Below are 13,091 nucleotides of genomic sequence, written 5' to 3' on the forward strand. Positions count from 1 at the left end.
CCGTCCGTCTACAACACCCTTTCCAGGAACTCCTGGGTGCGCTTCTCGCGTGGGTTGGCGAGTACTTCGCGGGCGTCGCCGCGTTCGACGGCGACTCCGCCGTCCATGAACAGCACTTCGTCGGCCACGTCGCGGGCGAACCCCATCTCGTGGGTGACGACGAGCATGGTCATGCCGTGATGGGCGAGGTCGCGCATGACGGCGAGGACTTCGCCGACGAGTTCGGGGTCGAGTGCGCTGGTGGGTTCGTCGAACAGCATGATGCTCGGCTCCATCGCGAGGGCGCGGGCGATGGCGACACGTTGCTGCTGACCGCCGGACAGCTGGGCGGGATATTTGTGGCCGCACCCGGCGAGCCCGACCTGGGCCAGGAGTTTCTGGGCCTGTTCCCTGGCAACCTTGCGGCTGATCTTCTTGACCAGCACCGGCCCGGACATCACGTTGTCCTCGGCGGTCATGTTGGGGAAGAGGTTGAACTGCTGGAAGACCATGCCGATGCGGGCGCGCTGCTCGGCGAGTCGTTGCGGGCGTACGGCGTGGTAAGCGTTGCCCTTCTCGACGTAGCCGAAGTCCTCGCCGTTGACCCGCAGCACACCGCGGTCGACGGTTTCCAACCCGTTGACACACCGCAACAACGTCGACTTGCCGGACCCGCTGGGCCCGATGATGCACGAGATCTCGCCGGCCTTGACCGACAGGTCGATCCCGCGCAGGACCTCGTGACTTCCGAAGCTCTTGTACAACTGGCGGGCCACGATCGTTCCGTCGGCTTTCACAGCAACGACTCCTTCGTGGCGACGGCCACCGGGGCGGGCCTGCGGGTCGAGCGGGAGAAACGGCGCTCGATCATGGACTGCGGCACGCTCAGCGCCATCGTCATGATCAGGTACCAGAGGCTCGCCACGATCAGCAGCGGAATGGTCTGATAGGTGCGGGCGTAGATCGACTGCGCGCTGTTGAGCAGTTCGGCCACGCCCAGCACGCTCACCAGCGACGTCTCCTTGAGCATGCCGATCACCTGGTTGCCGGTGGCGGGGATGATCGCGGGCATGGTCTGCGGGATGATCACGTGCCGCAGCCTGGTGAACCCGCTCATGCCCAGCGAGTCCGCGGCCTCGTGCTGGCCGCGGTTCACCGAGGCGAACCCACCGCGGATGATCTCCGCCATGTACGCGGCCTGGTTCAGGGTGAGTCCCACGATGGCCGCGGTCAGCGGGGTCATCAGGGCGTTCACGTCCACCGGGGTGGAGATGTCGGTGAACGGGATGCCGATGGAGACATTGGGGTAGAGCGCGGCGATGTTGAACCAGAAGATCAGCTGCACGAGCACCGGCGTGCCGCGGAAGAACGTGATGTAGAGCCGGGCCAGACCGGAGATCGGTGCCTGGTGCGACATCCGCATCACCGCGAGCACCAATCCGAGGAGCGTGCCCAGCACCATGCTGGCCACCGTCAGCACCAGGGTGAGCACCAGACCGTCCAGAATGGCCTCGGTGGTGAAGTAGCTGAACACCACCGGCCACTGGTAGTTCTCGTTCGTCACCGTAGTGTGGACGAGACCGCCGACGATCGCGATGGCGACCGCCCAACAGAGATAGTCGCGCGGACGCTTCGGCGTGATCCGCTTCTTCTCTTCCGGCAACAGTTCGGGCACCGGCCGACTCCTCGTAGGTGAACCGATCGTCTTGGTGGACATCATCACCCCAGTGGGACGGCCGGCGCCGCGGTCTCGATGCCCAGGCCCTGGAAGCCCCAGCGGTCAAGCGCTTCGGCGTACTTCGGACTGTCGATGATGGACTGAATGGCCGCCTGGATCGCGGGCGTCAGCGGAGAACCCTTGGGCAGCGCCACGTTCACCTTCGTGGTGACGACCCGCTCCTGCATGACCTCCAGCACGTTCGGCTGCCGCTTGGCCGCCCACGACAGCCCGGTGAAGTCGGACATCACCGCGTCGAGACGCTTGGAGGACAGCTGGGTCAGCGCGTCGTTGACACTCGGCAGGGTCACACCGGCGATGGCGGGCTTGCCCTGGCTCGTGCAGTCCTTCTCGGACAGCTGCGGCAGCCACTTGATCTCCTGCGTGCTGCCGGACTGCACGCCGACGCGACGCCCGCACAGCTCGTGCAGGGCCAGCTTCTGCGGGTTGCCCTTGGGGACCGCGACGCCGGTGCCGTTCTGGAAGTAGTTGACCATGTCGAGCACCTTCAGCCGCTCTTCGGTGGCGCCCATGGTGGACGCGGTGAAGTCGAACCGGCCGCCCTGCAGACCCGGAATGATCGTGTCGAACTTGACGTTGTTGATCTGCAGCTTCACCCCGAGCTTCGCCGCGATCAACCGAGCCATGTCCGGGTTGAAACCGATCGGCGTCTTGTTGTCCGTCGCCATGAACGTCGTGGGCGCACTCGTCAGGTCCATCGGCACCGACAGCGTGCCCTTGGCCTTCACGGCTTCCGGCAGCAGCTTCACCGCGGCGGGATCAGGCTGCACACCGGCCGAGATGTCATCGGTGTGCTCGACCTGCTGGCCGGACTGCGGAGCGCTCTGAGGAGCGCCAGTCGACCCGCAAGCGGCGAGCGCGACCGCCAAGGCCGTCGTGACCATCGTTACGCTCAAGCTTCTGCTGACTCGCATGGGTTTGCTCCTACTCAAAGGAAAAGCACGCCGGGGCGGGCGTGATGTCTGTCAATCGCGGGGGGTGGCGATGGCGGCGAGGTGCGTGCCGGGGCGAACGGACAGCCCGTTCATGTGGTAGATGACCGTTCCCGAGGAGACGGCGGCGATCTTGTGCTCGGCGCCGTCGACCGGGTCGACGACGCGGCCGATGGTCTGGCCCTCGGTCACCTCGTCGCCCGTGACGGCGTCCGGGTACCAGAGGCCGGTAAGGGAAGACTCGACCTCGCCGGTCCAGATCCAGTCGCGCGGCGGCACGGTCACCGGTGCGAGGTCCTGCGGCGCCTCGACGACGCCGAGGTGGTGCAGGAGCCGGTACAGGCCGTCGAGCAGCCTGCGCACGGTGGCGGGTTCCCGGTCGCCGAGTTGCCCGGTCTCGATCAGGATCGCGGGGACACCCTGCCGGCTCGCCGCGGCGTGGCTGTTGCCGCCGGCCGGGCTGGTGCCGAAGATGGCCCGCTCGTAGCCGACCGCGTGGGCCATTCCCCTGATCTTCGCGTTCAGCTCGTCGTCGGAAGTCACGCGGTAGCCGACGAAGTCGAGCAGGTACTGGTCGATGCCGCCGCTGTGCAGGTCCGCGTAGGCGTCGGCGCCGTCGATCAGGTGCTCGAACAGCCAGGCCGCCATCCGCTCGGTAGGACCACCGTCGGAGTTGCCGGGGAAGACGCGGTTGATGTTGACGCCGTCCAGCGGGGAGATGTTGAGTCGCCCGCCGTACACGGCCGGCGGATTGGCCACGGGGCAGATCACCACCTGACCGGCGACGTCGCCCGGCTCCAGGAGGCCGGCCAGGCGGGTGGTGGCGTCGAGGGGGATGAACTCGCCGCCGTGGACACCACCGGTGAACACGACCCTCGGGCCGGGACGGGAGCCGTTGATGAGGATCAGGGGAACGTCCACCGTCGTGGTGCCGAGGTCGACCGTCAGACTCCCGCGGGTCTTCTGGCCGGGCTCGGCACTCAGCGGACCGATGGTCAGGTTCATGTCTCGCTTACCTCGTTCGGGCTCAGGCCACGGTGCGGGCGTGGGTGGTGACGAAGTCGATCGGCTGGGAGGTGCGGCCCTCCAGGACGAGGTCCGCGGCGATGTCGCCCATGGCGGGCGCGAGCTTGAAGCCCTGGCCGGAGAAACCGGCGAGCAGGACGATGTCGTCGCAGCCCGGCAGGGGGCCGACCAACGGCAGGTTGCTCTCGGTGTAGCCCTCCATGAAGACGGACACGCGCACCGGGTCGGGGTTCAACCCGGGCAGGTGTCGTCGCACGACCGCCGTGAACGTCTCCAGTTCCTCCGGTGCGACGGTCCGGTTCAGCCGGTTCGGGTCGTCGACCGGCTGGTGATGGGCCTGGGACAGGCCGAGTTTCACGGCCAGGCCGTCCGGGGACGGGATGCCGTAGAACGGTGTGTCCCCGCAGCGGATGAAGGCGGGACGCTCGGCGTCTGCCGCAGGATCCTCATGCGGCAGGAACCACGCGCTGATCGCGCGGTAGACGTTCACCTGCCACGGCAGGCCGGGCAGCAGGTCACCCACCCACGGGCCGGGGGTGACGACCGCGGCGTCGAAGCGCTCGGTGCCGGTGTCGGTGCGGATCTCCACACCTCCCCCGGCGACGGGAGCGACCTCCCGCACCGGGGTGTAGCGGCGGATCAGGGCCCCCAGCTCCTCGGCACGCCGGGCCGCGGTCTGGACCGCCAGCTCCGGTCGGATGAAGCCCGCGCGGCGATCGAGGATCACCAGCTCGCCGTCGTCGACGCGGAACTGCGGGAACCGCTTGGTCATCGCCTCGGCGTCGATCACCTCGTGGTCGAGGCCGTGCTCGGCGATGCCGTCCACGACGGTGCGCATCTGGGGGTCGTCGGCCGGCCCCATGACCAGGGCTCCCGTCAGGCGGCGCAGTTCCCGCCCGGTCTCCGCCTGCAGCTGCTCCCAGAGGACGTCGGCGTGCCGGACGAGCGGCACGTAGCGGCTGTCGTGGGTCTGCAAGCTGCGGAAGACCCTGGTCTCTCCACCGGCGGCACTGCGGTCGTGACCGGGAGCGAACCGGTCATAGCCGACGACCTCGGCACCCCGTGCCGCCAGCCGCCAGGCGGCCTGGCTGCCCACCGTGCCCGTCCCGACGACGGCGACTCGTTTCTTGCTGGCCATGTCGTTTCCTTGTCGGATGGTGGGTGTGGGACAACTCAGGCCGCGACGCGGTCGGCGGTCGAGATGAAGTCGATGGGCTGAGACGAGGAGCCGTTCAGCGCCAGGTCCGCGGCGATGTCGCCGAAGGCCGGGGAGAGCTTGAAGCCGTGACCGGAGAAACCGGCGAGCAGGATCACGTTCTCGTTGCCCGGCAGCGGACCGACCAGCGGGCGGCTGCTCTCGGTGTAGCCCTCCATGTAGACGGCCAGGCGGGTCGGGTCGGGGCACAGGTCGGGCAGGTAGCGGCCGATCAGGTCGCGGTAGATCTCCAGCTCCGACGGCCGCACCGTCCGGTCCAGCTGGTTCGGGTCGTCCGCGAGGCGGTGCAGGGCCTGGGAGAGGCCGAGCTTGACCGACACACCGTCCGGGGAGGGCAGGCCGTACCAGTGTGTGGGTGACGTGCGGATGAAGGCGGGGCGCTCCTCGCCGAACCAGGCGTCGGGGGCGGTGGACATGAACCAGGCGCTGATCACCCGGCGGACGTCCACCTGCCACGGCAGGTCGGGCAGGAGGTCGTTGACCCAGGGACCGGGGGTGACGACCGCCGCGTCGAAGTGCTCGCTACCGGCGTCGGTGCGGATCTCCACACCGTTCGCGACGGGGACGATCTCGCGGACCGCGGTGTAGCGGTGGATCACCGCCCCCAGCTGTTCTGCCCGGCGGGCGGCGGTCTGGATGGTCAGTTCGGGGCGGATGAAACCGGCGCGTCGATCGAGCACGACGGCGTCACCGTCGTCGAGCCGGTGCTGCGGGAAGCGCTTGGCCAGGGACTCGGCGTCCAGGACGTCGTGGTCGAGGCCGTGCTCGGCGATGGAGTCGAGGACGGTGGCCATCTGCTGTCCCTCGGGGGATCCCATGAGCAGGCATCCGGTCAGCCGGCGCAGCTCACGGCCGGTCTCCTGCTGCAGTTGCTCCCAGAGGACGTCGGCGTGCTGGAGCAGCGGCACGTACCGGGTGTCCTCGAAGTGCGCGCTGCGGAAGATGCGGGTCTCGCCACCGGCGGCACTGCGGTCGTGGCCGGGGGCGAACCGGTCGTAGCCGACGACCTCGGCGCCACGGGCTGCCAGCCGCCAGGCGGCCTGACTGCCCATTGTTCCGACGCCCACGACGGCGACACGCTTCCTGGCAGCTGACACAGGACCTTTCCTTTCGTCTCGCCAGGCCACAGCTGGCCCGAGCGTGCGGCTGTTCGATGCCCGGAGAACCGGAGGACCGGGAGGGGCCGTGCCACAATGTAGAACGCCGTGCTAGGATCTGGCACAGAACGATGACACCGGCGCTGAGGGGAGTCAAGAGGGTGTTCACAGGAAATTCTGAGAGTTAATGGGGGCAACCGGATGGAGATGAAGAGCGTCACCAGGTCGTTGCGCGTCCTGGAGGCGGTCGCCCAGCATCAGCCGGTCACCGTCGGGGAGCTGACGAAGCTCTTCGGCCTGCCCAAGTCGACCGTGCAACGCACCCTGGTCACACTGGCCGAAGCCGGATGGCTGCGAGCCAGCCGCAAGGACACCACTCGCTGGGAGATCGGCGCCCGCGTGCTCGCCGTGCGGCCCGCCGCCCTGCAGGGCTCCAGCCTGCTCGCGGTCGCCCACGAACCGATGGTCCGCCTGCGTGACGCACTGAACGAGACGATTCACCTGTCGGTGCCGGACGTCCTGCAGAGCATGGTCGTGGTGGACCGCGTCGATTGCGACCACCCGGTGCGAACCTTCCACGCCATCGGCGACACCTCGCCACTGCACGCCACCGCGGCAGGACGCGCCGTCCTCGCCCATCTGCCAGCGTCCGAAGTGGACGAGTTCATCGCGCACGGGCTGGAGCGCTTCACCGACACAACCCCCACCGACCCCGACGAGCTGTGCGCGGAGCTCGACCGGATCCGCACCGACGGCTACGCGGTCAACCACAACCAGTACCGGCCAGGCATCTGCGCCGTCGCCGCACCCGTCCTGGACGAGGACGGCACGCCACTCGCCGCCGTCGCGGTCTCCATGCCCGACTCCCGCTTCGACCCGAACCGGCTTTCCGAGTGGGGCCGCTTGGTCGCCAACGCGGCCAAGGACGCCACGGAACGCCGGAGCGCCTGAACGCCAGGCCATGCCTGCAACAGCGCAGCAAGGGCCGGCCCCTCACTCATGAACGAGCAGGGGCCGGCCCTTGTGCACCTCGCCGCAGCCACCGTGCGCAGTGAACTGCCCGCCGCCGCGGTGAAGCCGAGGCGCGAAAGCCGCCCACCCCGCGCCTTCACCAGTTGCTGCTGATTGCTCTTCACTGCGGCTCCGCGAAGCGGAAGCAGCTCCGCAAGCCTTGGAACGAGGTCAGCTCGTCGCGCCGTTCGGTTTCGTCGCCGACGGCGCCCGCCACCACCTCGTCAGCCGTCGATCACCCGAGCAGGACGAACGCGTCCGGCAGCTGTCGGCATGGCTGCGGGCCAGGACGAGCCAGCTCGAGAACGACTCCGAACCCGGTGTGATCCGCGACCCCTTGACCCCTTTCCTCTTCGCTGCAATCATTCTGTGCCGGAATATGGCACACCGTTGCACAATATGGCACAGCTCGAGGAGCTCACCGTGACGCCCACATGCCTGCTGCTCGACCTCGACGGCACGCTGGTGGACTCCGCGGACGGCATCACCGCCAGCGTCGCCGCCACGTTGACGGTGATCGGCGTTCCCGTGCCCGACACCGACACCTTGCGCAGCTTCGTCGGCCCACCGATGTACCTGACGTTCCGGGAGGTCCTGGGCCTGGACGAGCCGACCGCCGAACGCGCATTGCGGCTGTACCGAGCGGACTACGCGGAGAGAGGTGCGCTGAACAGCCGGGTCTACGACGGGGTTCCCAGCCTGTTGGAGATGCTGGCCGCAGGCGGCTTCCCGATGGGCGTGGCGACGTCGAAGGTCGAGGACCAGGCTGAGCGAATCACCGAACACCACGGCCTGACCACGCATCTGACGACCGTGTGCGGCACGTCAGACGCGGCGGGCCGGGCCACCAAGCGTGATGTCATCCGTGAGTGCTTGCAGCGCATGCAGGAGCAGGGCGTCGACGTCTCGCGGCCGCTGATGGTAGGTGACCGCGGCTACGACGTGCTGAGCGCCGCAGCCGAAGGCATCCCCGCAGTCCGCGTGCTGTGGGGCTACGGAACCCCTCACGAGTCGGTAAGTGCCCACGCGACCGTCGACTCGCCACAGGCATTGGCCCGGCTGCTGATGCCGTCGGGCCGGCCGGAGGACCTCCTGTCGCGCGCCCTTTCCTGACCTGCTCTCGCCAACACCGCGGAGGGTTCCGGCCACCATGGACAGTGTCGATGAGAAGATCATCGCTGAGCTGACCCGCAACGCCCGCATCTCACACGCCGAACTGGCCGGCCGGGTGCTGCTGTCCCGCAACGCGGTGCGCCAGCGCATCGAACGGCTGGAACGCCAGGGACACATAGCCGGGTACACCATCGTCCGCGCCGACGATGACTCCGGCGATGTCGTTTCGGCGCTCGTACTCGTCTACCGCCAGGACCGCATGCGTGGCGGCGATGTCCTGGCCGCGCTCAAACGCATCCCGGAGGTCGTCATCTGCGAGGTCCTCAGCGGCGATTTCGACATCATGGTGCGCCTGGAGGCGGCAACGCTGCAGCGGCTGCGGGACATCTGGGAAGACATCGCCGAGATGCCCGGCGTACGTGACACCGTCACCGCGCTCACCCTTTCCGCGGTGGTCAACCGTCCGCGAGGAAGCCGGGCTTCTGCCGCACCGGGCTGAGCGGCGCGACTCGTTCCCCGTGCGAATACCTGTGGGTCAACGGCGAAGGCGAGACCCTGGTACGCATCCCGCCGACGGCCGGACACGTGACCGTCGGGCCGGTCGATGCCCGCGCTTCCACCGTGCCGCCAAGGCGGTGGACATCACCGTCGTCTTCGCTCCTCCCTTCAGCACCTGAGCCGAGGAACTTCACCCATGAGCACCAGCGTTTGCCAGTGGCGACAGCGTTCTCACCGGCCCTCCAGAAGCAAGGGCCAGAGCTGCACGCGCGGTTGCTCTCACAAACGACCGGTTTGATTCAAGATCTCCTCGGGAGTCGGATCGCTGATCGCCCAGCAGGTGCTCGGCGATCCGATCCATCCCGATCTGGAGGCTGGGGTTCGCGTGCCGGCATGACAACGGGGGTCCGGCCACGGCCGTGCGAGTGAACGCGCATCGACGCCGAGCGGCTGAAGAAAGCCGCCGAGCATGCACGACGGCCTCAGACGAGACAGCGCTCATGAGCCTTGGGAGCACGGCGTGGGAGCAGATCCTGCGCAACTCCGCGTGTTGAACATGCCTGAACGGTCCTCAACAGACCTGAACCGACCTCAACTGCACTCAAATGCGCCAAACCGCTGGTCAACAGCCCTGAACGGACGCGTACGGCGATCACGGCACAGGTGAGCACTTAGTACTTCTGGGAGGAGGCGACGCGGCCGGATCTGGTCGCTCCGAACGCACGCTCATGCCGACGTGGAGATGTCCATCAGGAGCGTGGTGCTCGTGTTAGTGGTTCGCTGGCGTGTAGCGCAGCTGTCCGTCGGCGGGCAGAAGATAGCCGTTCCAGCGTTGTTCGGGCACTACTCCATCGAGTTCGGCCGCGTTCGTGCAGTCGACCTCGAAGCCGATCAGGCCGAGCCGGAAGTCGACCTGGCGGAACACCTGGTCCGCCACACCGGCCAGCCACGTGTCCAAGGAAGCACGCCAGACCAGCGCCTGCGGTTCACTGCCTGGGCCGAACGGAAAGCCACCGATGCGATTATCCAATGCGGCCAACGCACCGAGCGGGAGATAGAACGTCAGCCAGTCCTCGCCGTCGTCGTAGCGCGTGGAGAAGCAGCCGCACACGACGGAGCCTCCCAGCGGCAGTCGCACAATGCCTCGCAGGTGGCCGAACTCCTCAAAGGACGCCACGGTGACGGGGATCTCGATCTGGTCAGCCGGTTCCCGATCCCTGCTGCCGTAGCAGCCGGTGACAGCGGCTGCCCCCCACAGCGCGGTAAGCGCGAGTTGAAGACGGTCGTCGTCGCGGTCACCGACCTCCAACGACAGTTCGTAGAAACCGCCGTTCCAGTTCTCCCGGTCAGTGAACACCATCGAACTATGCATCGCCGCAGTGTTCCAAACGACGTGACGCTCGTCGCGTGGTTTCCTCCTGGGGCATCCGCCCAGTCTCAAGTAGCCGCTGAGCGTGTACGACAGCCTCAGATCAGACAGTCACGATGAGCCATGGGAGCACGGAGTGGGAGCGGTTTGGGAGCAACTCCGTGCGTCGAACGTGCCGGAACGGTCCTCAACAGACCTGAACGGATCCGCGCCGACCTGCAAGAGTTGTTTTCGCAGGCCAGCGCGGTATCAGTGCCATAGTTCACACAGAAGGAGTCCTCGAACCGACCTGAACTGCGCCGAACTGCTGGGCAACAGGCGTCAACGACTTCACAGCAGACTTCCGGTCAACCCCGCTCCACGACGTCCAGTGCGAGAGCGCCATCGCTCGAGTGTGACACCAGTTCAACCGCTCGATCGCACCGCCGGAGGCCGGTCAGGACTGGCTTTCCGGTCGAGAGCACCAAGTACGTCCCAGCAAGTCTCGCTCATCGCGAAACGCTGTCACTACACGCCGCCAATGTTGTTGATGCACACGACCTTTGGCTGGGTCATCTCCTCGAACGCGAAGCGCACGCCTTCGCGGCCCATGCTGCCGTACTTGAACCCGCCGAACGGCATCGCGTCGAACCGGTAGTCGGACGAGTCGTTGATCATCACACCCCCGGCTTCCAGCAAGCGGGCCGCGGTCAGGGCTCGGTCCAGGCGCGCGGTGAAGATGCCCGCGTGCAGGCTGTAGTCGATGGCGTTGGCCTGCTCGACGGCGTCCTCGAAGGACTCGACGGGCTGCAGCACGACGACCGGCGCGAATGCCTCCTCCTGCCAGATCGAACTGGTGGTGGGCACGCCTTCCAGGACCGCAGGCGCGTACACCGAGCGGGTGACCTCGTTGCCGCACAACAGGATCGCGCCCTGCTCCACGGCCGCGTCGACCTTCGCCTGGATGGCGAGCGCGGCCTGCCTAGTGATCATCGGGCCGATGTCGGTGCCCTCGTCGAGCGGGTCGCCGACGCGCAGCAGTTTCGTGCGAGCGACGAAGGCGTCGCGGAAACGGTCGTAGACCTGGTGGGCGATCAGGATCCGCTGGGTGCCGATGCAGTTCTGGCCCGCCGCCCAGAACGCTCCGGACACACAGGACCGCACTGCCTCGTCGAGGTCGGCGTCGTCCATCACGATGACCGGGGCGTTGCCGCCCAGGTCCATGGCGAGCTTCTTCAGGCCGGCCGTGCGGGCGATGGCCTCGCCGGTGGCGAATCCGCCGGTGAACGACACCATGCGCACGTCGGGGGCGGAGACGATCGCGGCGGCGATGTCGGCGTCGCCGTTGACGACGGTGACGACCTCCTCGGGCAGGCCAGCCTCGACGAGAGTGTCTACCAGACGCAGCGCGGACAGCGGCGTCAGGGCGGACGGTTTGAGGATGACCGAGTTGCCGCCCGCGATGGCCGGTCCGAGCTTGTGGGCGACCAGGTTGAGCGGGTCGTTGAACGGGGTGATCGCGGCGATGACGCCCAGCGGTTCGCGGGTGAACCAGCCCTGCCGGTTCTCCGAGCCCTCGTACGAGTCGAACGGGACGACCTCACCGGCGTTGCGCCGGGCCTCGGCCGCGGACAGGGAGAGGGTGTTGACCGCGCGGGCGACTTCCTTGCGGGCCTGGGTGATGGTCTTGCCGGCCTCGCTCACGATCAGCCGCGCGAAGGACTCGGCGCGCTGCTCGACCAGACGGGAGGTGTGTTCCAGGACGGAGGCCCTGGAAGCGCGTGACAACGCGGCCGCCGTGCGGCGCCCGCGCCTGGCCTGCTGCAGGACGCTGCCGATGGCGGTGGCCCCGACGGTGGGAACCGAGGCGATGATCTCGCCGGTGTACGGGTTGCGCACGGGCGCCATCTCGGCCCCGACCTCGACGCCGGTGTGCGTGATGGTGTCAGACAAGGTGGGTCTCCTGGAGAACGCGGCGCGTGGCGGAGGTGTGGCGCTGGTGAATGGCGATGATGTCCGAGAGCAGCGCGTAGGCGGTTTCGATGCGGCCGGCGCCGGGGCCGGACACCGTGACCGTGCCGAGGAGGTCGGTGTGGAACGAAACCGCGTTGACCGGGCCTGAGATGCCCGCAAGCGGGTGGTGGGAGGGCAGGGCGAGCGGGGCGACACGGGCGTCGACGCTGCCGTCCTCGTTGCGGGTGGCGGAGCCGACGAGCTTCCAGCGCAACCCCTTCGAGGCGGCGTCCCGCACCTCGTCCGGTGTGATCGTGGAGATGCCCTCACAGAAGATGTCCTCGCGGCGCAGGTCGGCACCGAGGACCTCGTTGGCCAGGATCATGACCTTGAGCTGGACGTCGTGACCCTCGATGTCGGCGGTGGGGTCGGCTTCGGCGTACCCCAGTTCCTGCGCTTCCGCGATGGCCGCCGGCAGATCGACGCCTTCCTCGATCCGGCCGAGGACGTAGTTCGACGTGCCGTTCATGATGCCTTCGACGCCGGTGATCTCCAGCCCGCCGAACAGGCTCTGGGCGGTGCGCAGGACAGGGGTGCCGCTGAGCACCGAGCCCTCGAACTCGAAGCTGACACCGTGCTCGGCGGCGAGCGCCTTGAGCGCCTGGCCGGCAAGGGCGACCGGCCCCTTGTTCGTGGTGCACACGTGCTTGCCGGATTCGAGAGCCCAGCGCACGTGGGAGAGGGCCGGCTCACCGTCGGCGGGGTTGGTGAACGTCGCCTCCACGACGACGTCGGACGGCACGTGGCGGATCACCCACTCGTTGCGTGGATCGGTGCTTCCACCCGGCAGGCCCGCGAAGTCCAGCTCCCCTGGCTCGGCGGCCAGCAGCGGCGCCAGATCGATGCCGTCGGTGTCCACCAGGGAACCGGCCCGCAGATCGGTGATCGCCACGACGCGCAGGGCGAAACCCAACTCCTCGGCGAGGCTGTCCCCGCGCTGGAACACCAGCTCGGCGAGCGCGCGGTTGACGCCGCCGAAGCCGATGAGGGCGAGGTCGTATCGGCTCATGTGAAAGGGCTCCTTCGCGATCCACCGCATCCCACTGCGGTGCGGATGCTCAAAGCCTCGCCGCCAGACCTGTCACCTGCTCCATGCCACAACGCTCACAGAGCATGCCGA

Annotated in this window: 12 protein-coding genes; 3 read left to right on the forward strand and 9 right to left on the reverse strand. The window is 67.9% G+C overall.

Translation table 11 applies throughout. The features are described from left to right. Positions 1-8: 8 nt before the first annotated feature. The 6 genes from G7043_RS25995 to solA (G7043_RS26020) are packed head-to-tail and all read right to left on the reverse strand — an operon-like array spanning position 9 to position 6,018. Entirely contained in the window at positions 9-776 is a 768-nt protein-coding gene (locus G7043_RS25995; RefSeq protein WP_166049778.1) for an amino acid ABC transporter ATP-binding protein, read from the reverse strand. Then, positions 773-1,654: an amino acid ABC transporter permease gene (locus G7043_RS26000; RefSeq protein ID WP_313888071.1), complete on the reverse strand. Its 882-nt coding sequence runs from the start codon at positions 1,652-1,654 to the stop codon at positions 773-775. The genes G7043_RS25995 and G7043_RS26000 overlap by 4 nt, the downstream gene beginning before the upstream one ends. 44 nt (positions 1,655-1,698) lie before the next feature. Beyond that, a complete protein-coding gene (locus G7043_RS26005) occupies positions 1,699-2,631 on the reverse strand; it encodes an ABC transporter substrate-binding protein (protein ID WP_166049782.1) in 933 nt (310 codons plus the stop codon). 51 nt (positions 2,632-2,682) lie between these two features. Continuing rightward, positions 2,683-3,654, reverse strand: coding sequence for a succinylglutamate desuccinylase/aspartoacylase family protein (locus G7043_RS26010; protein ID WP_166049784.1), 972 nt, complete (start codon positions 3,652-3,654; stop codon positions 2,683-2,685). A gap of 22 nt (positions 3,655-3,676) precedes the next feature. Next, the gene (gene solA, locus G7043_RS26015; protein ID WP_166049785.1) at positions 3,677-4,813 is read right to left on the reverse strand and encodes an N-methyl-L-tryptophan oxidase; all 1,137 of its coding nucleotides are present in this window, start codon (positions 4,811-4,813) and stop codon (positions 3,677-3,679) included. A gap of 35 nt (positions 4,814-4,848) precedes the next feature. Beyond that, positions 4,849-6,018, reverse strand: coding sequence for an N-methyl-L-tryptophan oxidase (gene solA, locus G7043_RS26020; protein WP_390828018.1), 1,170 nt, complete (start codon positions 6,016-6,018; stop codon positions 4,849-4,851). A 171-nt stretch (positions 6,019-6,189) separates the two neighbouring features. On the opposite strand from solA (G7043_RS26020), the gene G7043_RS26025 reads away from it, so the two are divergent. The 3 genes from G7043_RS26025 (at position 6,190) to G7043_RS26035 (ending at position 8,611) form a co-directional block, all read left to right on the forward strand. Beyond that, positions 6,190-6,939: an IclR family transcriptional regulator gene (locus G7043_RS26025; RefSeq protein WP_207311727.1), complete on the forward strand. Its 750-nt coding sequence runs from the start codon at positions 6,190-6,192 to the stop codon at positions 6,937-6,939. A 459-nt stretch (positions 6,940-7,398) separates the two neighbouring features. Further along, entirely contained in the window at positions 7,399-8,112 is a 714-nt protein-coding gene (locus tag G7043_RS26030) for an HAD hydrolase-like protein (RefSeq protein WP_166049789.1), read from the forward strand. A 37-nt stretch (positions 8,113-8,149) separates the two neighbouring features. Next, positions 8,150-8,611 (forward strand): Lrp/AsnC family transcriptional regulator, encoded by a 462-nt coding sequence (locus G7043_RS26035; protein WP_166049791.1) that lies wholly within the window; start codon positions 8,150-8,152, stop codon positions 8,609-8,611. A gap of 768 nt (positions 8,612-9,379) precedes the next feature. Here the strand turns inward: G7043_RS26035 and G7043_RS26040 are convergent. From G7043_RS26040 to G7043_RS26050, 3 genes are all read right to left on the reverse strand, one after another. Then, a complete protein-coding gene (locus G7043_RS26040; protein ID WP_166049793.1) occupies positions 9,380-9,970 on the reverse strand; it encodes a hypothetical protein in 591 nt (196 codons plus the stop codon). A 516-nt stretch (positions 9,971-10,486) separates the two neighbouring features. Continuing rightward, positions 10,487-11,911, reverse strand: a complete 1,425-nt coding sequence (locus tag G7043_RS26045) for an aldehyde dehydrogenase family protein (RefSeq protein WP_207311728.1) — start codon at positions 11,909-11,911, stop codon at positions 10,487-10,489. Continuing rightward, positions 11,904-12,980 (reverse strand): homoserine dehydrogenase, encoded by a 1,077-nt coding sequence (locus G7043_RS26050; protein WP_166049796.1) that lies wholly within the window; start codon positions 12,978-12,980, stop codon positions 11,904-11,906. The genes G7043_RS26045 and G7043_RS26050 overlap by 8 nt, the downstream gene beginning before the upstream one ends. Positions 12,981-13,091 lie beyond the last annotated feature (111 nt).

This window comes from Lentzea alba, from assembly GCF_011067745.1.
In the GTDB taxonomy this organism is placed as follows: Bacteria; Actinomycetota; Actinomycetes; order Mycobacteriales; family Pseudonocardiaceae; genus Lentzea; species Lentzea alba.